20 protein-coding genes and 1 tRNA gene are annotated in these 23351 nt (G+C 39.6%); 9 read left to right on the top strand and 12 right to left on the bottom strand.

Annotated features, from left to right (window positions below; all coding sequences use genetic code 11):
* Positions 1 to 134 precede the first annotated feature (134 nt).
* Positions 135 to 2540 carry an ATP-dependent protease gene (locus DIZ80_02985; GenBank protein ID RDH84459.1) on the bottom strand — a complete coding sequence of 802 codons (2406 nt, stop codon included), beginning with the start codon at positions 2538 to 2540 and terminating at the stop codon, positions 135 to 137.
* A 160-nt stretch (positions 2541 to 2700) separates the two neighbouring features.
* Here DIZ80_02985 and DIZ80_02980 point away from each other — a divergent pair, with 160 nt between their 5' ends.
* Together DIZ80_02980 and DIZ80_02975 are read left to right on the top strand one after the other, a co-directional pair.
* Positions 2701 to 5634, top strand: coding sequence for a peptidase M16 (locus DIZ80_02980; protein RDH84458.1), 2934 nt, complete (start codon positions 2701 to 2703; stop codon positions 5632 to 5634).
* 101 nt (positions 5635 to 5735) lie between these two features.
* A complete protein-coding gene (locus DIZ80_02975; GenBank protein RDH84457.1) occupies positions 5736 to 6017 on the top strand; it encodes a DUF503 domain-containing protein in 282 nt (93 codons plus the stop codon).
* A 154-nt stretch (positions 6018 to 6171) separates the two neighbouring features.
* Here DIZ80_02975 and DIZ80_02970 read toward each other — a convergent pair whose 3' ends face one another.
* Positions 6172 to 7836, bottom strand: a complete 1665-nt coding sequence (locus DIZ80_02970; GenBank protein ID RDH84456.1) for a serine/threonine protein kinase — start codon at positions 7834 to 7836, stop codon at positions 6172 to 6174.
* Between the two features lie 146 nt (positions 7837 to 7982).
* Between DIZ80_02970 and DIZ80_02965 the strand changes: the two genes are divergently transcribed.
* Positions 7983 to 8858 carry an EamA family transporter gene (locus DIZ80_02965; protein RDH84455.1) on the top strand — a complete coding sequence of 292 codons (876 nt, stop codon included), beginning with the start codon at positions 7983 to 7985 and terminating at the stop codon, positions 8856 to 8858.
* A gap of 51 nt (positions 8859 to 8909) precedes the next feature.
* On the opposite strand, the gene DIZ80_02960 is transcribed toward DIZ80_02965, so the two are convergent.
* From DIZ80_02960 to DIZ80_02950, 3 genes are read right to left on the bottom strand one after another with little or no spacing between them, the layout of a single operon-like run.
* A complete protein-coding gene (locus DIZ80_02960; protein RDH84454.1) occupies positions 8910 to 10106 on the bottom strand; it encodes a bifunctional NADH-specific enoyl-ACP reductase/trans-2-enoyl-CoA reductase in 1197 nt (398 codons plus the stop codon).
* A gap of 37 nt (positions 10107 to 10143) precedes the next feature.
* Complete coding sequence (locus DIZ80_02955; protein RDH84453.1) at positions 10144 to 10527, bottom strand: hypothetical protein; 384 nt, start codon at positions 10525 to 10527, stop codon at positions 10144 to 10146.
* A gap of 53 nt (positions 10528 to 10580) precedes the next feature.
* Positions 10581 to 10892 (bottom strand): NGG1p interacting factor NIF3, encoded by a 312-nt coding sequence (locus DIZ80_02950; GenBank protein RDH84452.1) that lies wholly within the window; start codon positions 10890 to 10892, stop codon positions 10581 to 10583.
* Positions 10893 to 10996: 104 nt separating this feature from the next.
* On the opposite strand from DIZ80_02950, the gene DIZ80_02945 reads away from it, so the two are divergent.
* From DIZ80_02945 to DIZ80_02935, 3 genes are all read left to right on the top strand, one after another.
* Positions 10997 to 11284 carry a hypothetical protein gene (locus tag DIZ80_02945; GenBank protein ID RDH84451.1) on the top strand — a complete coding sequence of 96 codons (288 nt, stop codon included), beginning with the start codon at positions 10997 to 10999 and terminating at the stop codon, positions 11282 to 11284.
* Between the two features lie 234 nt (positions 11285 to 11518).
* Complete coding sequence (locus DIZ80_02940) at positions 11519 to 12322, top strand: DUF455 domain-containing protein (GenBank protein ID RDH84450.1); 804 nt, start codon at positions 11519 to 11521, stop codon at positions 12320 to 12322.
* Between the two features lie 3 nt (positions 12323 to 12325).
* Complete coding sequence (locus DIZ80_02935; protein ID RDH84449.1) at positions 12326 to 13015, top strand: hypothetical protein; 690 nt, start codon at positions 12326 to 12328, stop codon at positions 13013 to 13015.
* Positions 13016 to 13071: 56 nt separating this feature from the next.
* Here the strand turns inward: DIZ80_02935 and DIZ80_02930 are convergent, their stop codons facing one another.
* From DIZ80_02930 to DIZ80_02905, 6 genes are all read right to left on the bottom strand, one after another.
* Positions 13072 to 13797 carry a UDP-2,3-diacylglucosamine diphosphatase gene (locus DIZ80_02930; GenBank protein ID RDH84448.1) on the bottom strand — a complete coding sequence of 242 codons (726 nt, stop codon included), beginning with the start codon at positions 13795 to 13797 and terminating at the stop codon, positions 13072 to 13074.
* A gap of 10 nt (positions 13798 to 13807) precedes the next feature.
* Positions 13808 to 14308 (bottom strand): cyclophilin, encoded by a 501-nt coding sequence (locus tag DIZ80_02925; protein ID RDH84447.1) that lies wholly within the window; start codon positions 14306 to 14308, stop codon positions 13808 to 13810.
* Between the two features lie 83 nt (positions 14309 to 14391).
* A tRNA-Arg gene (locus DIZ80_02920) sits at positions 14392 to 14468 on the bottom strand.
* 128 nt (positions 14469 to 14596) lie between these two features.
* The gene (locus DIZ80_02915; protein RDH84446.1) at positions 14597 to 16363 is read right to left on the bottom strand and encodes a potassium transporter TrkA; all 1767 of its coding nucleotides are present in this window, start codon (positions 16361 to 16363) and stop codon (positions 14597 to 14599) included.
* Positions 16364 to 16379: 16 nt separating this feature from the next.
* The gene (locus DIZ80_02910) at positions 16380 to 16763 is read right to left on the bottom strand and encodes a hypothetical protein (protein ID RDH84445.1); all 384 of its coding nucleotides are present in this window, start codon (positions 16761 to 16763) and stop codon (positions 16380 to 16382) included.
* A 69-nt stretch (positions 16764 to 16832) separates the two neighbouring features.
* Positions 16833 to 17975 carry a succinyl-diaminopimelate desuccinylase gene (locus tag DIZ80_02905; protein RDH84444.1) on the bottom strand — a complete coding sequence of 381 codons (1143 nt, stop codon included), beginning with the start codon at positions 17973 to 17975 and terminating at the stop codon, positions 16833 to 16835.
* 418 nt (positions 17976 to 18393) lie between these two features.
* Between DIZ80_02905 and DIZ80_02900 the strand changes: the two genes are divergently transcribed.
* From DIZ80_02900 to DIZ80_02890, 3 genes are all read left to right on the top strand, one after another.
* The gene (locus tag DIZ80_02900) at positions 18394 to 19806 is read left to right on the top strand and encodes a replicative DNA helicase (protein RDH84443.1); all 1413 of its coding nucleotides are present in this window, start codon (positions 18394 to 18396) and stop codon (positions 19804 to 19806) included.
* A 39-nt stretch (positions 19807 to 19845) separates the two neighbouring features.
* The gene (gene alr, locus DIZ80_02895; protein RDH84442.1) at positions 19846 to 20904 is read left to right on the top strand and encodes an alanine racemase; all 1059 of its coding nucleotides are present in this window, start codon (positions 19846 to 19848) and stop codon (positions 20902 to 20904) included.
* Positions 20905 to 21053: 149 nt separating this feature from the next.
* A complete protein-coding gene (locus tag DIZ80_02890; protein ID RDH84441.1) occupies positions 21054 to 22154 on the top strand; it encodes a hypothetical protein in 1101 nt (366 codons plus the stop codon).
* A gap of 113 nt (positions 22155 to 22267) precedes the next feature.
* Here DIZ80_02890 and DIZ80_02885 read toward each other — a convergent pair whose 3' ends face one another.
* The gene (locus DIZ80_02885) at positions 22268 to 23221 is read right to left on the bottom strand and encodes a hypothetical protein (GenBank protein ID RDH84440.1); all 954 of its coding nucleotides are present in this window, start codon (positions 23219 to 23221) and stop codon (positions 22268 to 22270) included.
* Between the last annotated feature and the right edge of the window lie 130 nt (positions 23222 to 23351).

Below are 23351 nucleotides of genomic sequence, written 5' to 3'. Positions count from 1 at the left end.
GCATTGTTACGAAGGTGCAGATTTTCCAGTAAAGTATAAATAATAAAGACTATCGGGGACGACGTCATATTTGGTTTAGTTGCATCTCAGGATTATTTACACTTACGTATCAAATATGACTTCGCCTCCAGATTTTATAAAACAATCTGTGATGCCTTTCTGTTTTTAGCAAACTGACATAAACGTTTTACTAAAAGATCGTTAATACTGTCTTTATCGTAACTGCCATCTATGTGTTCTTCACCGGCAGGTACGCCCATTAACAATTCCATTGCCTGTTGATAACGCACAACAGGGTAGATATGAAATTGTCCCTGATCGATCGCATCAATCACATCTTTTCTCAGTGACAGATTTTTAACATTGACTTCAGGAATAATGCAGCCCTGCTCACCGGTTAATCCACGTTGATGACAGATATCAAAGAAACCTTCAATTTTTTCATTTACACCACCAATAGCCTGAACAAAACCCTGCTGATTAAGTGAGCCGGTAATGGCCAGTCCCTGTTTAATGGGTAGTTCGGTCAGGGCGGAAATTAATACGCATAATTCAGCAACCGATGCACTATCTCCATCAATTAATCCATAAGACTGTTCAAATGTAATGCTGGCTGAAAAAGAAAGAGGAGTATCTTTTGTATATCTGCTGGCTAATAGTGCAGATAAAATAAGAACGCCCTTGTCATGTATGGAACCACTTAAATCTACTTCACGTTCAATATTAATAATTTTCCCATCACCTAAATGAACCGAGGCAGAAATACGTGATGGTTGTCCAAATCCATATTTACCAATTTCAAATACCGAGAGGCCATTGATTTCACCAACCACTTCGTTCTCTGTGCGAATCATTAATGTGCCGCGCTGGATATCGCTTTGAATTAACCCCTGTATTCGACAGGTGCGTTCAATTTGTGCATCAATTGCTTTTTGCACATGTAGTTCGGATATTAATTCGCTATTTGATTGTACGGCGTGATACTGGGTTTCAATTAACAGATCATCAATAGTACGTAAACGGGTTGATAAGCGTTCAGAGTCGTTAGCCATGCGTGAACTAAATTCAATTATTCTGGCAACTGCAGCGGCATCCATATCTTTTAAATCAAACTTACGCGTGCGTGATGCAATTAGGCGCGCATATTTTAGCGTTGAATCTTCAGTTCGTTGAATCTCTTCTTCAAAATCGGCTTCAACTTTAAATAGTTCCGGAAAGTCAGGATCTATTTCATGTAATAAGTAATACGTGTTGCGATCACCTAATAATATAATTTTAACTTTTAATGGGATAGGTTCTGGTTCAAGTGTAACCGAGTTATCTCCACCAACAGCCTGATCCAGATTCTCAATTTTAGCTTTCTTCGCATACATGCTGCGCTTAAGTGCATCCCATGCATGGGGTGCACTTAAAATTTTATGTGCATCGAGTACCAGATATCCACCATTAGCCTGCAACAATGCACCCGGTTTTATCAGGGTGAAATTGTTTCCCGGATTACTGGAACGATTTTCATATTCAATCCGACCTACCAGGTTTTGGTAGGTTGGATTATCAAGGTATACGACCGGTGCACCTTTTTGTTTGCCGCTTTCAACAATTAAATTTACCTGATAACGTTGTAAAGATTCACTTTTAGTATTTTGTTGCTGTGATGATTCACCACTGGAGTCATCTTCTTCAAGTTCGGTGAATTCTTCCAGGTGATGTAACACATCTTCCTGTAATGCTTTAAGGTAATTTACAACCTCGGGAAGCGCTTTATATTTACGCTTGGTGTCTTTGATTAAGTTGCTGGTAGCAAACAGGGCAACTTTTCGATTCAGCTTTTTGATTCTTATATTATGTTCGCGACGTTGACGTGACATTTCAGGTGCCAGATATTCCAGTTCTTCCTGAAAACTGGCTATTTTTTCTTCAATGTCGTCTTTTATTTCATCTGATAACTGGTCATATTCTTCTTCGGTGATATTGCGTCCATCAATAATAGGTGTGAGCATAAAACCGGAAGGTGTATTTGCCAGATTAATATCCTGTTGGCGCGCCTGTTCTGCGTGTTTATCAAGTAAAGTGCTCTGTTTATTCTGGAAAGACTTTTCAATAACCTGTATCTGTTCCTGATATTCACTGGTTTCAAAAGCGGCGTTAATCGCTTTACCCAGATCTTCTACCAGATTTTTCATGTCTTTCTTAAATGCTCGGCCCTGACCTGAGGGTAGTTTGAGTGCTTTAGGTTTATAGTCCTGATCAAAATTATGTACATAACACCAGTCAGATGGCGCGTCTTCGTCCTGAGAGATATTCGTCAGGTATTTACGTATCAGGCCGTGTTTCCCAAGGCCGGATGAGCCCATCACAAACAGGTTAAATCCACGGTGGTTAACGTTAATGCCAAATTCAATCGCTTTAAAAGCTCTATCCTGGCCAAGTATATCTGGCAGATCTTCAAGTTCTGCGGTGGTTTTAAAAGGCAGTGTTTCAGCTGTGCATTGAGGACGCAGCTGATTGGCGGTAAGGGATTTAATCATTCTGGGTGTCATTCTTTTACTTATTATCGGTCTATTCTCGCATATATCTGGCTTATATAAAATCTATCTGCGCTTTAGGGTGAGCTATATCGATAAGTAGTTATAAAAGCCGTTTTATTCGAATGTGTAACAAGCTACAATCGTTGGCTCAATAAATAAATGTGGAAGTTATATGTCGTCTGTTGATTTGAAGCCCGCTCAGGTACACCCAGCATTCCAGTGGAAGCGCTCGGAGCGAATTGATTCTCTTAATATTACTATTGAAGAATATGCACATATAAAAACAGGCGCCGCGCATTACCATTTATCGGCTGATAATAATGAAAATGTATTTCTTGTTGCCCTGAGAACAGTGCCAACTGATTCTACCGGTGTAGCGCATATGTTAGAGCATACCGCTTTATGTGGTAGTGAGCGTTTTCCGGTGCGTGACCCGTTCTTTATGATGATTCGTCGTTCGCTGAATACCTTTATGAACGCTTTTACCAGTAGTGACTGGACGGCATATCCGTTTGCCAGTCAGAATCGCAAAGATTTCGATAATCTAATGGATGTGTATCTGGACGCGGTATTTTTCTCCCGTTTACATGAACTGGATTTTGCACAGGAAGGGCATCGCTTTGAATTTGAAACACCGAATGACCCTGAATCTGATCTGGTATATAAAGGAGTAGTGTTTAATGAAATGAAAGGGGCAATGAGCTCGCCTGTTAGTACTCTATGGCAGACAGTTACTGAGCATTTATTTCCCACGACAACCTACCATTATAATTCAGGTGGTGAGCCTGAAAATATCCCTGATTTAAGTTATCAACAATTAAAAGATTTTTATAAGGTGCATTATCATCCGTCAAATTCGGTCTTTATGACTTTTGGTGATATACCCGCAATTCAGCACCATGAAGTGTTTGAAGAGAAAGCGTTAAGCCGGTTTGAAAAACTTGATATGCAGATAAAAGTAGACGATGAAACTCGTTATACAGAACCACATAATTTTGCGAGTAGTTATGCCTTTGACGAAGAAGATACCAAAGGTAAAACGCATATTGTTATTAGCTGGTTATTAGGTAGAAGTACTTCATTGCAGGAAATGTTGCAGGCTCACTTAATGTCCAGTGTATTACTGGACAACTCAGCATCACCTTTACAAAAAGCACTGGAAACAACTGACTTAGGTGCATCACCTTCACCACTGTGTGGTCTGGAAGATTCTAATCTTGAAATGAGTTTTATGTGTGGACTTGAAGCGTCAGAAGCAGTACATGCTGATGCGATAGAAAAACTGGTATTGGATGTGCTTGAAGATGTTGTGAATAATGGTGTTGATCAGTCACAGGTTGATGCGGTGTTACACCAGCTGGAATTAGGACAGCGTGAAATTGGTGGTGATGGTTACCCTTATGGAATGCAACTTATTTTAGGTGGTTTGTCGGCTGCAATACATCGTGGTGACCCAATTGCAGTTATGAATCTGGAGCCTGTGTTAGAGCAGTTACGAGAAGATATTAAAGACCCTGATTTTATTAAAAATCTGGTAAAGAAAAATCTGCTTGATAATCAGCATCGTATTCGTCTGATAATGACGCCGGATACAAATTTAAGTAAAGCTAAAGAAAAAGCAGAAGCTGATAACTTAGCAGAAATAAAAGCCAAACTTTCTGCAGATGAAAAACAGCAGATTGTTGAACAGGCAGCTGCCCTTGAAAAGAGGCAGAATGAAGAAGATGATATTAGTATTCTGCCAAAAGTCGGGCTTGAAGATGTTCCTGCGAAAATGCAGATACCCACTGGAACCTCTAAATCATTAGGTGATTTAGACGCTACATTTTTTGATCAGGGAACCAATGGTTTAATTTATCAGCAAATCATTATTGATCTGCCAGATATAGATAAAGAACTGGTAAATTTACTGCCTTTATATACATACTGTCTAACTGAATTAGGTTGTGGTGATAAAGATTATTTACAGTCACAGGCCTGGCAGGATGCAGTAAGTGGTGGTGTCGGTTCTTATACAAGTGTGCGTGGTTCAATTGATAATGAACAGAATATAAAAGCACATTTTGTTTTTTCGGGTAAAGCACTAGCAAGAAACCATCAGCAGTTAAATGAACTGATGTCTGAAATGCTGGAGAATGCCCGATTTGATGAGCTGGAAAGAATACGAGAGTTAGTCTCGCAGAAGCGAGCAAGAAGAGAGCAAAGTGTCACGGGGCAGGGACATAGCCTGGCAATGACTGCGGCAAGTAGTGGCATGAGTCCAGCGGCAGAATTAAGTCATCGCCTGTCGGGTTTACAGGGTATTAAACAGTTAAAAGAGCTTGATGATTCTTTGGATGCTGATGATGCTCTAAAAAATCTGGCTGAGAAATTTAAAAATATTCATCAACACATTTTAAGTGCTCCTCGTAAATATTTAACGATCGCTGAAAAAGATCATCAGAATGAGCTAGAGAAAGATATTCAAACTTTCTGGTCAGGCAAAGGTAATTCTGAACAAAGCGAATTTAACTTGCCGGAGGTAAAACATCAGGTAAAGCAGGCGTGGTTAACCAGTACTCAGGTTAATTTTAGTGCCAAGTCTTATCCGACTGTAAGTGTAAATCATGAAGATGCAGCTGCACTATCCGTATTAGGTGGTTTTTTGAGAAATGGTTTCTTACATCGTGTAATTCGTGAGCAGGGTGGTGCTTATGGTGGTGGTGCAAGCCATGAACCCAGTAATGCCTGTTTCCGGTTCTTCTCATACCGGGATCCACGTTTAGCTGAAACACTGAATGATTTTGATAAATCAATTGAATGGTTATTAAATGAAGAACACACAGAGTTACAGGTAGAAGAGTCAATATTAGGTGTTATTGGGAGTATGGATAAACCCGGATCACCTGCTGGTGAAGCAAAACAGGCTTTTCATAATGAACTTTATGGTCGTACGCCGGCACAGCGTCACCTTTACCGAGAGCGCGTTTTAAAAGTCACAGTGGAAGACTTGAAGCGTGTAGGTGAAAAGTATTTAAAACCGGAAAATGCCAGTGTTGCTGTGGTAACTAATCCAGCCAATGAAGAAACAGTAAAAGAGCTCGGTTTAGAAATTCATAACCTTTAATTTGGAATGTCGTCTTAAACTCTCCAGCTCCTACATGTTTACTTTATGTAGGAGTGACCTTAAGGTCGCGATCAGGCAGTTTAAAAATATAACAGTTAATTATGCATATATTATTAATAAAGCTTAATCTTCATATACCAAACGCTCATTCTTTAAAAGAAAAGCGTCGTCAGATTAAAAGTTTAAAAGATAGATTAAGCAGTCGCTTTAATGCCTCTATAGCTGAAGTTGATGCACTGGATAGCTGGCAAAAATCAGTGATAGGCGTATGTCTTCTAAGTGTTGATAAATCATATCTGGATAAGCAGTACGGATTAATTGAAAATGTAGTGCTTGAATATGCGGAGCTAGAGCTGATTTCTGCTGATAGAGAATGGTTGTAGGTATGTCGTTAATAAAAAATAATACTTTTTATTGTAGGCGTTAGCTTCGCTGACGATATTAAAAACGATGTGAAACGAGTCAGATAAAGTGGCTGGATGATGCTTTACATCGCAACAAACAACAGCGAAAGCTAACTCTTACAGTTCGATTATTTTATAAACCAATAAACGTTCTAAGATCATCAAGCAGTTGAGGGTTGAAATAAAGATAAATTGCTAAAATCACACTATTGAACAGCAGTAGTATCCCAAGTATTCGTAGTATTTTTTTAAACCAGTCAGGTTTTGTAACTATGTCCGTTCTAACATATTGTCTCAGTTTATTCAGGTCAGGTAAAACCTGATCAAATGACTGGTAATGATTAGATGTGTCTTCTTCCATTAAATTTCGTAAAATATTTTTAATGGCTTTATTCAGCCCATCAAATTCTTCAGTATTTTGTATGCGTTTGTTTGAAAATTTAACTGGTTTTCCTGTGAGCATGCGGTAAAAAATAGCACCGGCACTATACATGTCCCGGGTTTTTGATGAGCCACCCCGGTCATTTGGTTGGTACCAGTCATTACTGCTTCCAGTTGTGGCGTAATGTTCATCTAAACCGAAATCAGAAATTTTTATATGGTTTTTGTTGCTGTAGAGAATATTGCTAGGGCGTAAATTTCCGTGAGTTATGTTTTCATTATGAGAAAACTGTAATGCTTTGCAAATAGACTCAGCTACGGGAATAAATTTATTTAAACTAAATTTTCTAACCAGTCTGTCCTGAAGGCTTCCATTCGAAAGATGCTCCATAACTATGATAAAGGTTTGTTTGCTTTTTGATGTGCCATATATTTTAATGATATTTTCATGGCTATGTGTGCTGAGTGCTTTCGCTTCATTATATCCGGCAACAGATTTTGTGCGTTTTTTTATTACGAGAAGGTTGTGTCTACTCAGGTCTTCAAATAAATAGACTGCTCCAAATTCATTTTTTTTAATAATATCTAATAATGAAAATTTATTGTCAGTATTGTTTATTGCTTTGTCGGCTTCTGATTTCTGATTTTGATTGAGGTGTGCACCTTTTGTTACCTTTAATAATCGAAGACGAATTTCATCGGCAGTCGCTGGGCGTTTTTGCGGGTTGGTTTCAAGGCACTGAGCAATCAGTTGTGCTAACGTGTCGGGCAGGTTGCTCAGACTGGTTGTTAGTTTATCCGGGCTCCCGGGTGGCAATGTGCCAAAAAACATCTCATACATAATGACACCGAGTGAATATATATCACTCAGTTGTGTAACTGACTCGGGGTTTGTGAACTGCTCTGGAGACATGTAGTCAGGTGTGCCAACAATGTTTTCCGGTTTTCCGCTGGCTGCTATCCAGGCAATCCCAAAGTCTAATATATGTAAATGGTTTTCTGTATCTACGACAAAATTTGAAGGTTTGATATCACGGTGAATAACACCATTTTTATGTGCTGTTGCCATACCTTTGCATATTTGTATCAGTAGATTTATTTTGCTGTTGAGGGTTAGTTTCTCCTGATGCATGACCTGAGATAAATCACTGCCCTGTATATAGTCCATAACAAAATAGGGGCGACCTTTCTCATTTAAGCCGCGATCAATAATATGGATGATATTAGGGTGATTTAACTGGGCAATAACCAGTGATTCCTGATCGAATAATGCCTTGGCCTCTTCATCCCATAAATGTTCTGCAGACAGAAATTTTATGGCGACAGTGCGATTTAATGACAGCTGGCGAGCTTTATATACGGCAGCCATGCCACCGGTGGCAAACTTGGTAAGATTGGAATAGCCTTCTAATTGCATTAGTAGAGTATAGGTTAAAAATTCTGTATGTTTAAATTATAGGCCTAATTATAATGTGCTCTAAATAATTTGAGGTCATTTACTAAAGCCTAAATATTGTTTTTTAGTTTATAATGCATTCCAGTTTTTATTTACCAGCTTATATTATGTCAGATTCAAAACACGGTTTAAGTATTTTATATGTGGCCGTTTTCCTGCTTTCCTTAAATGGCCTGTTCTCTAAATTGATTCCGCTTGATGCGGTGTCTGTTACTCAGTTACGTAGTGTTATAGCTGCCATTGTTCTGTTTGTTTTTGCATATACTCGAAAGCGAGCATATCGTTTAAACGGTATTAGAGAATATGCAGGGGTTTATCTGGTTGGTGTTATTCTGGGTTTGCACTGGATAAGTTTTTATTATTCGATGCAGGTTTCAACTGTGGCTATTGGTATGTTAGCGCTGTTTACTTATCCGGTTATCATGGTGTTTCTTGAGCCAATGTTTAATAAAAAACGTGTTCAAGTTTCAGATATTATTGCTGCGCTGGTTGTTTTTGCTGGGGTCATGATTATGGTTGGTGATGACATAAATCAGTTTGATAGTGCTGCTGTGCAAGGTGTGTTTTGGGGTGTTATATCGGCTTTTCTTTTTTCGCTACGGAATTTGTTGCAGAAATATAAACATTCAACCGTATCCTCAGATGGGCTTATATTACATCAGGTAATTGCTATTTCTATTATGCTGTTAATGTTTGTTGATGTAGATGCAACGGCTTCTCTTGAAATAAATGACTGGTTACTGCTTATTCTCTTAGGCGGGATTAGTACGGCGACTGCCCATAGTCTGTTATCTTATAGTCTTAAGCATTTACCGGCTAAATCAATTGCCATGATTAGTTGCTTGCAACCTTTGTCTGCAGCCGCTTTTGCATGGCTTATCATAGGTGAGATTCCAACTAAGGGTGTTGTGATTGGTGGTTTGATTATTGTTTCTGTGGCGTTTTATGAATCGGTTTATCACGTTGGACAACGTAAAAAATGATTGATACATAACACTGTCATGCCCGAATACGTTCGGGCATGACGGAAGTGTTTAGATGGTAATAGGTTCAAAATCTACCAGTGTATCAACATCGGCTTCATAATCGATACCGGTTACACCAAAGCCAAATAGTTTCAAAAACTCATCTTTATAACCCTGATAATCAGTCAGTTCATATAAGTTTTCGGTTGTAACATCCGGCCAGACTTCTTTAACTTTGTTCTGTACGTCATCACGAAGTTCCCAGTCATCCATACGGATACGGGCAGTATCATCAAGCTCTGCTCCACCGTCTTTATATAACTGGGTACGGAACATACGGTTGATCTGTTCAATACAGCCTTCATGTATATCCAGTGATTTCATAACCTTGAAGCCCATTGCAATATATAAAGGCATAACGGGTATGGCAGCAGATGCCTGAGTGACTACGCTTTTTAATACAGCCATATTAGCTGAACCATTTAAACTGGACAGACTCTCTCTTAATGATGATGCTGCACGATCCATATCTTCTTTAGCTTTACCCAGTGCGCCATGCCAGTAAATAGGCCAGGTGATCTCTGTACCGATATAGCTATATGAAACGGTCTTAACACCTTCAGCCAGAACATCCGCATCTTTAAGTGCGTTAATCCATAACTCCCAGTCTTCACCACCCATAACTGTAACGGTATTTTTTATTTCTTCATCTGAAGCAGGGTCTATTTCAGCTTCAATGATAACGTCCTTACTGGTATCGATAGCACTTGCTTTATAAACATCACCAATTGGCTTCAAAACTGAACGAATGACTTCACCCGTTTCAGGCATTTTGCGAACAGGCGATGCAAGTGAGTAAACAACCAGATCGATTTTACCCATGTCCTGTTTTATTGTTTCAATTGCTTTATCGCGCATTTCATTTGAAAAAGCATCACCGTTAATGCTTTTGGCATACAGGCCTTCTGCATGAGCTGCTTTTTCAAATGCCGCAGAGTTATACCAGCCTGCTGATCCGGATTTTTTTTCTTTGGCAGGTTTTTCTAAAAACACACCCAGTGTTGCTGCACCAGATCCAAATGCTGATGTAATGCGTGAAGCCAGGCCATAACCAGTTGATGAGCCGATAACCAGAACATTTTTAGGTCCATTTTTAACTTCGCCATCGACTTTCACGCGAGCAATTTGCTCTGCCACATTAGCTTCACAGCCTGTAGGGTGAGTTGTTGTACAAATGAATCCACGAGTTTTGGGTTTAATGATCACAATATAGTTTCCGTCTTGGTGTTAAGTGTTAATTAATTTAAAGGCTAGCTGCTACATTTTTGAGTTTGGCCTGTACCATAGGTGCAACTTCTGCAATTTTAGGGTTATCAACCATGCCTAATACAGCGATAGGATCCATAAAGCCAATATTTACTTTTCCACCGTCTTCCTGGCGCAACAATACATTACAGGGTAATAGCAGGCCGATATCTGGTTCAGCCTCAATTGCTTCGTGTGCTAAATTAGGATTACATGCACCGAGAATTTTATAACCAGTTCGGTCTATATCTAACTTGGCTTTCATTACTTTCTGTACGTCAATTTCTGTTAATACTCCAAATCCCTCAGTAGCCAGGGCATCGCGTACCTTTGATTCTGCTTCTTCCATAGTTGCATCAATTGTTACATTAAAACCGTACATAAGGACTCTCCGAATTATCTGCGAAGGCGAATATTAGCATAATCGACTGTATTTTATATGTCTGTCAGTTGCCAGATGTCATAAGCGGGTTCTTCATAAGGATGTGCCTGTTTCATACTGGCAACCACCTGCCGGATTAAACTGTCTTTCACAACCAGCTCCACCTTATACTCTTCAACAATTTCAACCTTACCTGTTTGACCAATAAAAGGCTGACTACCTTTAAGTGGCCTGAATTGACCCTGCCCCAGAGATTGCCAGCAACAGCTGTCATAGTTACCAATTTGTCCGGCACCAGCCTCAAACATCGCTGTTTTAACTGGCTGTAGGTGGCTTGTGGGTATATAAACGCAAAGTTTGTACATTATAAATTTCTAATCCCTGATAATTTGGAATGATATAAAGGGGGTATTTCATGTAGAATGCACCCGGATAATCCCATATTGAACTAAATTTCAGGAAAAATAAAATGAGTGATGACGGTATTCAACTATCGCCCCAGTTAATGGAAGATTTGCGAGATGCATTAAAAAAACAGGATGCACGTACAAGTGATGATGTTATGGCTATGCAATATCTGGTAGCGGCTGCAGGTATGATGCTTTCAGACATTAATAACCCTCAGATGAACAAGAAAGACGCACTTGAAGACCTGGGTGGTTTTATGACTCATGTGTTTGAATATATGGAAGCGCAGAAACCGCAAATGGCTCCGCCACCATCGCAAGATGCATTTGGTGTCTGGAAACCTAAATAGACCGTAACTGCCCAGCTCACCTCTGAATGGCTCCATATCTTCGTTAAAAAATGGACACTTACATTTGTAAGCTCACATTTTTCGCCTTGATCTGAAGCCATTCAGAGGTAACCTGAACAGTTACTAGTGCATGAAGAATATATAAACTAATCTTCATTCCATTGCATAAAATTAAACAATAATAATTTCTCACCCCCTTTTGAGATAAAAATTTACTTTTAAGAGTTATCTCTCATGTCATTACTATTTCAACGAACTGCAGAATGTCTGAATGCCTGCAAACCATCCGAGAAGGTGAGTTTGACTCAGGCGCTTTATGATGACTGGTGTGCCGGTGAGCTTGAAATTGATCGAGCATTTGTACCAGAAACAATAGCTGAAGTGGGCCGACCGAAATTACCAAAACTGGTCGCGCCTCGGGATGTTTCCCGCCGCAGTATAAGTACCGAAAAGGGAAGAGCGATATTATGTCATTCTCTGGCGCATATAGAATTCAATGCAATTAACCTGGCATTAGATGCGGTATATCGTTTTACGGATATGCCGTCTGAATTTTATGGTGACTGGTTAAAAGTGGCAGCGGAAGAAGCTTATCATTTTACCTTGCTCGAATCGTATATCCATAAGCGTGATGTAAAATATGGTGACTATGATGCGCATAACGGTTTATGGGAAATGGCACAGTTAACAGCACATGATGTAATGATACGCATGGCGTTGGTGCCGCGAGTGCTGGAAGCAAGAGGGCTGGATGTTACACCGGTTATATTAAAAAAACTGGCCCAGCAAAAGGATGAAGAATTTATAGCACATCTGAAAATTATACAGAAAGATGAAATTGGTCATGTTGCAATCGGTAGTCACTGGTATAAATATTTGTGTGAGAAAAGAAACCTTAATTATCGTGATACGTTTAAACAGTTAATTCAGGATTATATGAATGGTTCACTGCGTGGCCCCTTCGATGAAATTGCGAGATTGCAGGCAGGATTTACAGCGGAAGAAATAGCTGATCTGAATGCTTTGGAGATTAATTAAAAGATGAAAAAATATTTATTTTCACTGTTAAGTTTATTTTTTGTTGTCTATTCTGCTTCAGCGAAAGAGATAAACAGCCTGGTTTTATTTTATGATGAAGTGGAGCAGGACGCAGGTTCGCAAGTTATGCGTTATATAGTTAATAAGCAGTATTTGAGAATCGATAATGGTGATGATAATGCTGATTTTATTTTGTTTAATGTTAAGGAAAAAACAATATATAGCATCAATCATGAAGACAGAACTATATTGAAAATAGAAAATCACCCATGGCAGCAACCTGAATTCAACTTCAAAGTTGTTGCAGGTGAAAAAGCTATGCAGGGAGCACCTATGGTAGCTAACAAACAGGTATATAGTTATCAGGTGCTTGCAGGTGATAAAATTTGTACACGTGTATCTCTTGTAAAGGATATGTATGCTGAAGATATGAAAATATTTTATCAATACCAGCAGGTTTTATCAGGTCAACAGGTAGTAACTTTAAAAAACACACCTGAAGAGTTACATACACCCTGTTTTTTGATTGATCAGGTGTACCACTCAGGTAACTATTATAAGGTGGGGCTACCTGTACATATTAGTTTTAGTCGCGGTTATGAAAAGTTCCTTAAGGATTTTAAAGAAAGTAAATTCAATAAAAAAATATTTTTGAAACCTGAAGGTTACGAAGAATATACAGCGGCTTTTTAAAAAATATGGAAAGATCAGAAAATATTAATTAGCTGTTTAGTCAGGTGTTAAATTAATTAACTGATCTGGCTTAGGTGGTAAGTATTAGAATCATCTATTTCCAGTACGCTGCCCTGAGAATACCAGTCTCCCAGTACAATGCGTTTTGCTGGTTTATTATTGATGTCTACATTATGTATTGCAGGGCGATGAGTATGACCATGTATCATAAGTGATACATGGTTATCAATAAATGCATCGATAACTGCATTTTTATTCACATCCATAATATCACTGGATTTTGACTGGGTATCATCTTTGCTTTGTTGGCGTAATCCCTCTGCAATCTGTTTACGATCGTCTAATGTCTTACTTAAAAAATCGTCCTTCCAGGCGGAGCTTCTTAATACTTTTCGTAATTCCAGGTAACGTAAATCATCAGTGCAAAGAACATCACCATGTAATAAAAGAGCAGGGCTATTATTTAAATTGGCAATATAAGGTTCATGTATTAATTTACAGCCTGCACGTTTGGCAAGATCTTCACCCATTAGAAAATCACGGTTACCGTGCATTAGGTAAATATTCAGTCCGTTATCTGATTGTTTCTTCATGGCGTTGAAAGCTGCATTCAGACCTTCAGCGTCATCATCATCTCCAAGCCAGTATTCGACCAGATCACCCAGTATGTAAAGTGACTCAGCCTGCGCAGCCTGATTATTCATAAACTCTACAAACAGTTGAATAATATCAGGCCGTTCAGGTGCAAGATGTAAATCTGAAATAAATAGATGTTTTGCCATTTATTGAATTTTATACCAATGTAGCGCTATTGATAATTACAGTTTCAACAGGAACATCACCGTGGCCCATGTTGTTACCTGTTGCTACCTGAGCAATGCTGTCTACTACATCCATGCCTTCAGTAACTTCACCAAATACAGCATAACCCCAGCCTTGAGAGGTTGGTGCAGTGTAATTTAAAAAATCGTTATCTTTAAGGTTTATAAAGAATTGAGAGCTAGCTGAATCTGGATCAGGTGTACGCGCCATTGCAAGTGTGCCACGTTTGTTGCCAAGGCCATTGTCAGCTTCATTTTTAATATTAGCGTTGGTTGCTTTTTGCTCCATGCCTTCTATAAAACCACCGCCCTGAATCATAAAACCGGGAATAACGCGGTGAAAAATTGTATTGTTGAAGAACTCTTCTTTTACATAAGTTAAGAAATTTTCAGCAGAAATAGGTGCTTTTTCTGAATTTAGCTCAATAATGATTTTTCCGTGATTAGTATCCAGGCATATTTTATCTGACATAGTTTTTACTCTTACTGTTATTGCATGATATTCATGCAGGGTTTTTACCTGAACTTTTTAAGAGAAGGGTTCTGGTATAAATATGGCGTCCCCGAGACGATTCGAACGTCCGACCTACCGCTTAGGAGGCGGTGGCTCTATCCTGCTGAGCTACGGGGACAAGTCTGGCTGAATTATACCAGTCATATCCCTGTAATCAATAACCCTGTTTATGATTACAGGAATAGTGGGAGTAGTTTGAGCGAGAATATATATATCGAAGACGTTTTACTGATTAAATATCAAAGTTTACTTCATTATATGGCGTTTCTGTCTGGGGCGATTACGACGTTCATTTCGTTTAATAAACTGATGAAATTTTCTCCATATGAAGGCATCCGGGGTATCTTCATAGGTCATGATGTAATTTAGACTGTGTAAATCGTTTTGTGACCATTGCATACTGCGAAGTGCGCCAGGTGTGCCACAAAAGAGTATCTGGTCACCCGATTTAATTGCAATGTCATTTGTAGGCATTAGCAGCAGTTTCTGTTTTCGTTTAAGCATTAATGGAACTGCTTCTAACAGGTGTTCTCTTTGTCTTGGATTTTGTAGCAGGTTGCCTACTCGTATTACTCTGCCTAACCGTAATACCTGACAGAGTGCTCGTGCTTCTTTTTCATTTACATGGAGAGTCCAGATGCTTGGTACAGATTCACCCAGTGCACCCATGATTCGGCTAATAGTCACGTTTGCCCAGGCAGGGTTCTGGTTTCGTGCTTTATTTAGAAAGGCAATCATTAAGGGAGATACTAATAAGGTACGAATTTTGCGAGCAATTATTTCACTCGGTTGCATGATTATATTAGCTTTCGTCGCTTCAAAAAGTTTTTCATTCGCTTTTTTATTATGTCTGGCAACGATAAACAGGTCAGGGTTGAGTTCACGTGCAGTCATTATAATTGATAGATTGTTTGTGTCGTTATCAGTGCCTGATATTAGACCGACTGCTTCAGTAATTCCTGCCACGGTTAATGTATGCGCATCAAAACCGGTGCCGATAATAAAGTCATTATGTTTGTTTTCAGGTCGGTTAAGAAAGTTTTCTCGCATTTCTTTCGAGGGATCAATTATCGTTACCTGAACATTACTTTTAAGGAGTTGACTGTACAGATCACGTCCAAAACGCCCAAAACCACAAATAACCCAGTGTCCTTCCTTAACATAGATAGGGTTGGTTAGGTCAGTATCAGGCACACCGGTTAACCAGTCATATAATAAATGTAAAGAAGGAGAGTGCATTGCCATTGCAAATATATTGGCGAAGGTTTCAAACGGGTTGATCACAAAATCAGTACCAAAAGAAAACATATTGCTTTCGTACTCTTCCAGTTCGGATCGACATACAACACAAATATCCGGATGTAGTAATTTACTGGTTACTGCGATCTTTAAATTAGTTTCATCTGAAGCGGTTACGGCAATGACAGCGGCGCATTTTTTGTTCTGTAAGCCTGCCTGTATTAACTTCTCCGGATCTCTGGCGTCCCCTTTAAAACCCGGGATAACGAGTGGGAAATCCTCAAGAGGTAATGTTTGAATGAGTCTGTCATTTTCTTCTATAACAACGGTGTGAATATTGCGCTCAGTCAGGGCTCTTGCCAGTGCGTGCCCTGTTTCGCCGAATCCACATATTAAAATAAAGGTACCGGGTATACGTTCCAGTTGTTGTGAAAACTGATTTTCCTTGAGTGCTTCACGAAACATTGGGTCCTGTACTAATGAAATAATTTTACCGAGTGAGTAAAACCAGGCAATCACAGTAAGGTATATTGTGATGAGTGCCCAGGTGCGCTGAGCATTTGTAAGTGTGTAAGGAATTTCACCAAAACCGATCGTTGTGGCAGTGTAACTTACAAAATAAAAGGCATCGAAAAAACTCATATGCCAGGGGTTGCCCTGATCATCTATGCCCGGAGTGATTACCATACCCAGTATAGAAATGGCATAACCCATTATTAAAATAATAATAGGCACCCGCATCTGGCGCATAATAAGTGATGTCACAAGTGACATGGCTTTGCCCGTTTGCTTAGTGACGCATCATTGATGTTTCAATGATTAGCAGTATGACAGAAATAAAGTTAGCGATCATTGCGCCACCACTTAATGAAATGATTGTGGACATGGTACCCGCGGTCATCTCGTTACCCTGAATATTGACGACATATGCCCAGACAGTAGCAGCGGAAAAGAGTTGAACAAGTGCAACAAGGCTGGTTGCCAGTAACATGGCTCCCATTTGTGAGCGATCCCCAAACTTAAGCACGGTGGCAATCAGGTTAACGACGATGACAGCAAACAATTCGTAAACATTATGATGGCTAGGGTTATCAACTTCTCCGGCAAAAAAACCGAAGTTGAGTGTGAGTGCGAGAATCATAAAAAAACTAAAGACAACTTTTTCGCGGTTCATTTTATTGGCCCTTTTATTACTATCCTGTTATTTCTTTATTTTTGTAGATATTATTAGAATATATATATCTTATAATAGTAGATGTTCCATCATCCGCTGGTAAATTTTTGAAAGGGTAATCAGGTCTTCGGCTTTTACATGTTCATTTAACTGGTGAATGGTGGCGTTGAGGGGGCCAAGTTCAAGTACCTGTGCGCCTGTGGGTGCAATAAAACGTCCATCAGATGTGCCACCAGCGGTTGATAACTCTGTGTCGTATCCGCAAATATCTTTAATTGCCTTACAGGTAGCGTCAACCAGTTCACCTGCAGGAGTTAAAAACGGGTGACCAGATAATACCCATTGCAATTCATACTTTAAATTATGCTTATCAAGGATAGCCTCGACACGTTGTTTCAACTGCTCTTCAGTGACCTCAGTTGAAAAACGCAGGTTAAACATAATGTCACATTCACCGGGTATAACGTTATTAGCACCTGTGCCGGAATTAATATTTGAGATTTGAAAGCTGGTTGCAGGGAAAAACTCATTACCCTGATCCCATTGTTCTGCTGCTAATTCAGCAAGTGCTGGCGCTGAACTGTGAATCGGGTTTTCGGCCAGATGTGGATAGGCAACATGTCCCTGTTTGCCCAGTATAGTTAAGTTGCCGGATAATGAACCACGGCGACCATTTTTAACTACATCTCCCAGTTTGTTCGTGCTGGATGGCTCGCCAACCAGACACATATCGATTTTTTCATTACGTGCTTCAAGGTGTTCTACTACTTTTACCGTGCCATTGATTGAGGGACCCTCTTCATCACTGGTGATTAGAAAACCAATTGAGCCTTTGTGGTCAGGGTGTTCTTTAGTAAAGTTTTCACATGCGGTAATCATAGAAGCCAGGCTACCCTTCATATCAGCAGCGCCACGACCATAGAAAATACCATCGATGATTTCAGGCTTAAAGGGATGTACATCCCATTTTTCAACAGGGCCGGTAGGCACTACATCAGTGTGCCCGGCAAATACGAGAAGTGGGCCTTCATTATTTTTTCGAGCCCAGAAATTATCAACTTCTTCAAAACGTAAATTTTCTACTTCAAAACCAAGCTTTTTCAATCGCTCAATCATTAAGGGCTGACACCCCTCATCTTCAGGGGTAACTGATGGGCGTGAAATTAAATCTAATGCAAGCTTGATGGTTGGATCATTTTCTATATTTGGCATGTGTTTAAATCAATTTTTTAATGAGTTCTGGATTATAAACGAATAAAAAAACAAAAACAGTTTGTGTCTGTTTTGTCTGTTACCTTTTAAACACATCTCCATCGGGGAAAGGTCTTGTTTTTTAAGCCCTGTCCCCTAAGTCCATACCATCAAGAGTCGAAAGTGTCGTGATCAGACTTCGTAAGTAACTTGGTGGCCTCAATAAGAGGACAGAGTGCCAAAAAACGGCATTCTGCCCCCGATGAAGATGTGCCGTGGCAGGGTGTTTCATTAATCAGTACATTTACAGATTAAATTTCATCTGGCTGCAAACAGCACTGTTTTTTATCTCAAAATAAATACAGTTTCAGTCAAAAGTTTATTGCAGTCCTGCCCCTGAAAAGGCAAACTAATCTACCATCCAGTTTGTAAGAATATTATGTCCGAATCAGTAACATACCCTAGCAGCAATGATTATCAGATCGCTGATGCACCCATTCAGAATCTAAAAGTTCCCCCGCATTCTATAGAAGGCGAACAGGCCGTGCTGGGTGGTCTTATGCTTGATAAGCGGGCATGGGAACAAATAGCAGACCGAATCACAGAAGAAGATTTTTATCGACATGATCATCGGCTTATATTTCGCAGTATTGCCAAATTAGAAGCCGCTGATAAACCCTTTGATGTGGTTACTCTTTCTGATGAATTATCGAAAACCCAGGAACTTGATGATGCTGGTGGGCTGGCCTATTTAGGCCAGCTGGCAAAAGATACTCCAAGTGCAGCGAATATACGTGCTTATGCAGACATTGTGCATGAACGCTCAGTATGTAGACAGTTAATTGAAGTGGGTACCGATATTGCTGGCAGTGCTTTTAAACCGGAAGGCCGTGATAGTAAAGAGTTGCTGGACGAGGCTGAACGCATGGTTTTTACCATTGCTGAGCAGGGTGAACGAGCAGGAAGTGGTTTTAAAGGCATCAAACAGTTATTAACCACAACTGTTGAACAGATAGATATGCTGTTTGAACAGGAAGGTACACTGACAGGTGTGACGACTGGCTTTAAAGATTTTGATGAGCAAACCAGTGGTTTGCAGAAAGGCGATCTGGTTATTGTTGCTGGTCGTCCATCAATGGGTAAAACAACCTTTTCAATGAATATTGCTGAGAATGCAGCTATTGCTCAGGGAACAGCCGTGGCGATATTTAGTATGGAAATGCCCGCTGAATCGCTGGCTATGAGGATGATCTCCTCAATGGGTCGTATTGATCAGCATCGTTTACGTACCGGACAGTTAAATGATGAAGACTGGCCAAGAATAACATCTGCAGTTTCTTTATTGTCTGAAGCGAAGATTTTTATAGATGATACTCCCGCATTGTCACCGACAGACCTACGTGCCCGCGCACGTCGTCTGAAAAGAGAGCATGGTCTGGGTTTAATCGTGATCGATTATCTTCAGTTAATGCAGGTGGCGGGTTCATCTGAAAACCGTACTAATGAAATTTCTGAGATATCTCGTGGTTTGAAAGCGCTTGCTAAAGAGCTTGAAGTGCCGGTAATTGCTTTATCACAGCTTAACCGTAGTCTGGAGCAAAGACCAAACAAACGCCCGGTTATGTCAGACTTGCGTGAATCAGGTGCGATTGAGCAGGATGCGGATGTCATCGTATTTATTTATCGTGATGAAGTTTATAATGAAGAAACACCGGAAAAAGGTATTGCTGAAATTATTGTGGGTAAGCAACGTAATGGCCCGATAGGCACGACACGATTAACCTTCCTCGGTCAGTTCACCAAATTTGAAAATTACAGTCCTGAAATGTATTCATCTGCAGGTTTTGAATAAAAAATTTCAAATTGAGTTCTTCTTATAGAAAAAAATCCTATGACAAGTAATCGAGCTGCAAACATTTCTATTGACCTGACTGCACTGCAGCATAATTTTCAACAAGTGAAAAAAATTGTACCTGATAGTCAGGTTATGCCTGTGGTAAAAGCAAATGCTTATGGTCACGGCATGTTACAGGTGGCAAAAAGTTTAACGCAAGCAGATGGTTTTGCGGTGGCTCAGCTAGCAGAGGCAATCGCATTACGCGAAAATGGTGTTGATAAATCGATTACTGTCTTTCAGGGGTTTTCCTCTCAGGAGCAATTACAGCAAATTATTCAATATGATTTACGCCCCGCGATTAGTCAGCTTTGGCAAATAGATTTACTAGAAGCGAATCAACAGGCATCGTCTATTAATGTCTGGTTAAAAATAAATACAGGAATGGGGCGTCTGGGTATTCAGCTCGATGATGTGCAGTCATCTTATCAACGTTTACAAAAAATTAAACTGATTGATCAATCGGGTTTAATGATGCATTTTGCTAATGCAGATGAACCGGCGCATATTTCTAATCAGACTCAGATTAATCGATTTTTAAAACTATCAGAGTTATATAAAACACAGACCAGTGTCTCTAATTCAGCTGCAATTATAAGTGAATTATTTATGCGGCAGGACTGGGTGCGTCCGGGGATTATGCTTTATGGCTCATCTCCGATAATAAATAAAACCGCAGCTGAACTTCATTTGAAACCTGTTATGAGCTTACAGGCAGAGCTGATCGCTATTAATCATTTAAAAAAAGGTCAGACAGTTGGTTATGGTGATAGCTGGACTTGTCCAGAGGATATGCCGGTAGGTATTGTGAATATTGGATACGGTGATGGGTATCCACGCCATGCAGTTTCAGCACCTGTTGCAGTAAATGGCCAGCGTTGTCATTTAATCGGTCGTGTTTCAATGGATTCTATTGCTGTCGATTTACGAGAAATACAAGCAGTATGTGGTGATTCAGTTGAATGCTGGGGTAAACAGATTTCGGTTGATGAAGTTGCATTGAGTGCGGGAACCATATCTTATGAGCTGTTGTGTAATATAGGGCGTCTGCTTTAAAAGGCTCTGGGTTTGCTTGATCTAAATAGTTATATCCGATAGTGTCTGTCTAAACTTGGAAAAGCTGGCGGCGGCATCTTTAATAAAAAAATTATAGATAGCACTGAATGTACTTCCATCTGATCTTTTCAGAATAATCATAATTAAATATGGAGCAAAAAATGTTTAAGGGTTTTACTCTTGTTTTAGTGGCACTGTTAACCAGTTTACTCACTGCATGTGGTGGGGGAACGGCGATGTTTCGTGAAGATCCTCAACATTCAGGTGTTACAAGTTCATCTGCTCCTCGAAAACTGGATAAACTGGTATGGAAATATTCGGCTCCGGATAAAGTTTATTCATCACCTATTGTTTCTGATGGCACGGTATACATTGGCTGTAAAGACGGGTCTGTTTATGCATTAGACCTGGAAGATGGCCATTTAAAATGGAGTTTTGAAACAAAAGATAATGTAGAAGCTTCAGTTGCAATACAGGGTGATACTTTATATGTAGCTAGCTGGGACGGTTATCTGTACGCAGTAGATATAGATAGTCATCAAATGAAATGGAAATTTCGTACCGGTGGTTTAATTTATTCAGCACCTGTGATTGATGACGGTGTCGTATATTTCGGTAGTAAAGATAAAGGCGTGTATGCGGTTGATGCTGACACAGGTGCTGAAATCTGGCGGTTTGATGCAAAAGCAGTAGTTTATACATCACCAGCCATTTCCAATGGTCTGGTTTTTGTGGGTACACTGAATGGTTATGTGAAAGCGATTAATAAAAAGACAGGACAGGAGCAATGGAAGTATGCAGTGAACAGTGCAATTTACTCATCACCAGCTGTTCATAATGGTCTGCTGTTTGTGGGAGCAGATGACAAACGTTTACATGTTATAAATATTGAAACCGGACAGTTAAAATGGAAGAAAAAAACATCAGGTAAAATATTCTCTTCACCGGCAGTATATGATGGAGCGGTATATATTGGCAGTACAGATAATTATATCTATGCTTTTGATGAACAAAGAAGTGGTCGTATCTGGGAGTATCAAACGGGTAGTGCTGTTTTTTCATCACCAGTTATCGCATCTGATACCGTTTATATTGGTAGTGCCGATGGTTATCTGTATGCAATGCATGCTGAAACAGGAAAGCGTCGCTGGCGTTATAATGTAGATTCGAAAATATATTCTTCACCTGTTATTGCTGGTGGAATGGTTATTTTCAATTCTGTTAACGGTGAAGTGTTTGCAGTAAAGTAAAACGAGCTAACCCAGCATTTAAATTTTTTATGTTGGGTTAGTGTCTAGAATGAAGTCGTCGGGCTAATTATTCGTGTTTGCCCAATATGTCGCGAAATGTATTCAAGCGTATTTTAATGAGAATTTAAAAAACGACTGGTTCCCGGGTTTTCTGGAGGTAACCGGTGTAGTGTATCCAGCTTGTTGGTTTCGATAAGAGACTCTATATGGCTTATATTTTTATTCAGATATTTTATATATAAATTATCATCACCAAAATGAGCTTCGGCATATTTATACACCTGCTGGAATAAATTATTCAGTCGGTTTTTAACTTCAGAATTATAAAAAGTGGGTGTTTTGGCTAAAAGGTCATCTGCAGATTCAAATATAATAATCGACTTACCATCTTTATCCTGTGTTGATGTCATGCCTCCAAGTTCAAACTCTGGAAACAGTCTCTCTTTACATTTTTCCAGATAACAGCGGTCTGACATTTGAGCAATGAGATCTGCAGTTCCAAGCATATAACCTAGTAAGTGTAGTTTTTCATCAGGTAATTTAATTTGATCGGGCGATACCTCGTAACCTGTGTAATGCACCATATTCGCTGCAATATCAGCAAATTCAGGCAAACCGATCATATGTAGATAATTAGTTAGAAAAGTAGCGCTTCGGCTTACATGAATAGGCGTGTACTGGGCGCCATTATAAAATTTCTGATCATCTGTTTTACGTATATAACCCGAGTCATGAAATAGAGCGGTTATAATCGCCAGACTGGTTAGTTTAGCTCCGAAGGTATGTACCCGGTCACTTTGTCTTTCATGGCCATCAATCAATCTGGCCAGGGCAAGGGTCATATCAAGGGTGTGCTGTTTGTCGTGGTAGAAAGTATCACAGGCGTTGAAACCGTTGTAATGTCCTTCGAATAAACTATCAAAGTCTTCAAAAGCCTGACGTATACGGCTATCATCCGCAGCCAGATAACAACTATGAAAAATATCACACACCGCATTACACACAGCCTGACTGTCTGTGACTTTTACTGTATTGGTTACATCGTATTGTGAGTGACGTGAGTTCATAAATAGAGAGTGTTATTAGTCAATTAGCTTTTTGTAAGATTAATCCTACAAATAGACTGGTATAATATCTGTGAGATTTATCACACTCAGTTTAGCGACAAACGGAAATATACGAGAAAATCACGAAATA

Source organism: endosymbiont of Galathealinum brachiosum (assembly GCA_003349885.1).
GTDB lineage: Bacteria > Pseudomonadota > Gammaproteobacteria > SZUA-229 > SZUA-229 > SZUA-229.
The sequence above is the reverse complement of the archived record's forward strand: the minus strand, read 5'-3'. Positions and strand labels throughout refer to the sequence as shown.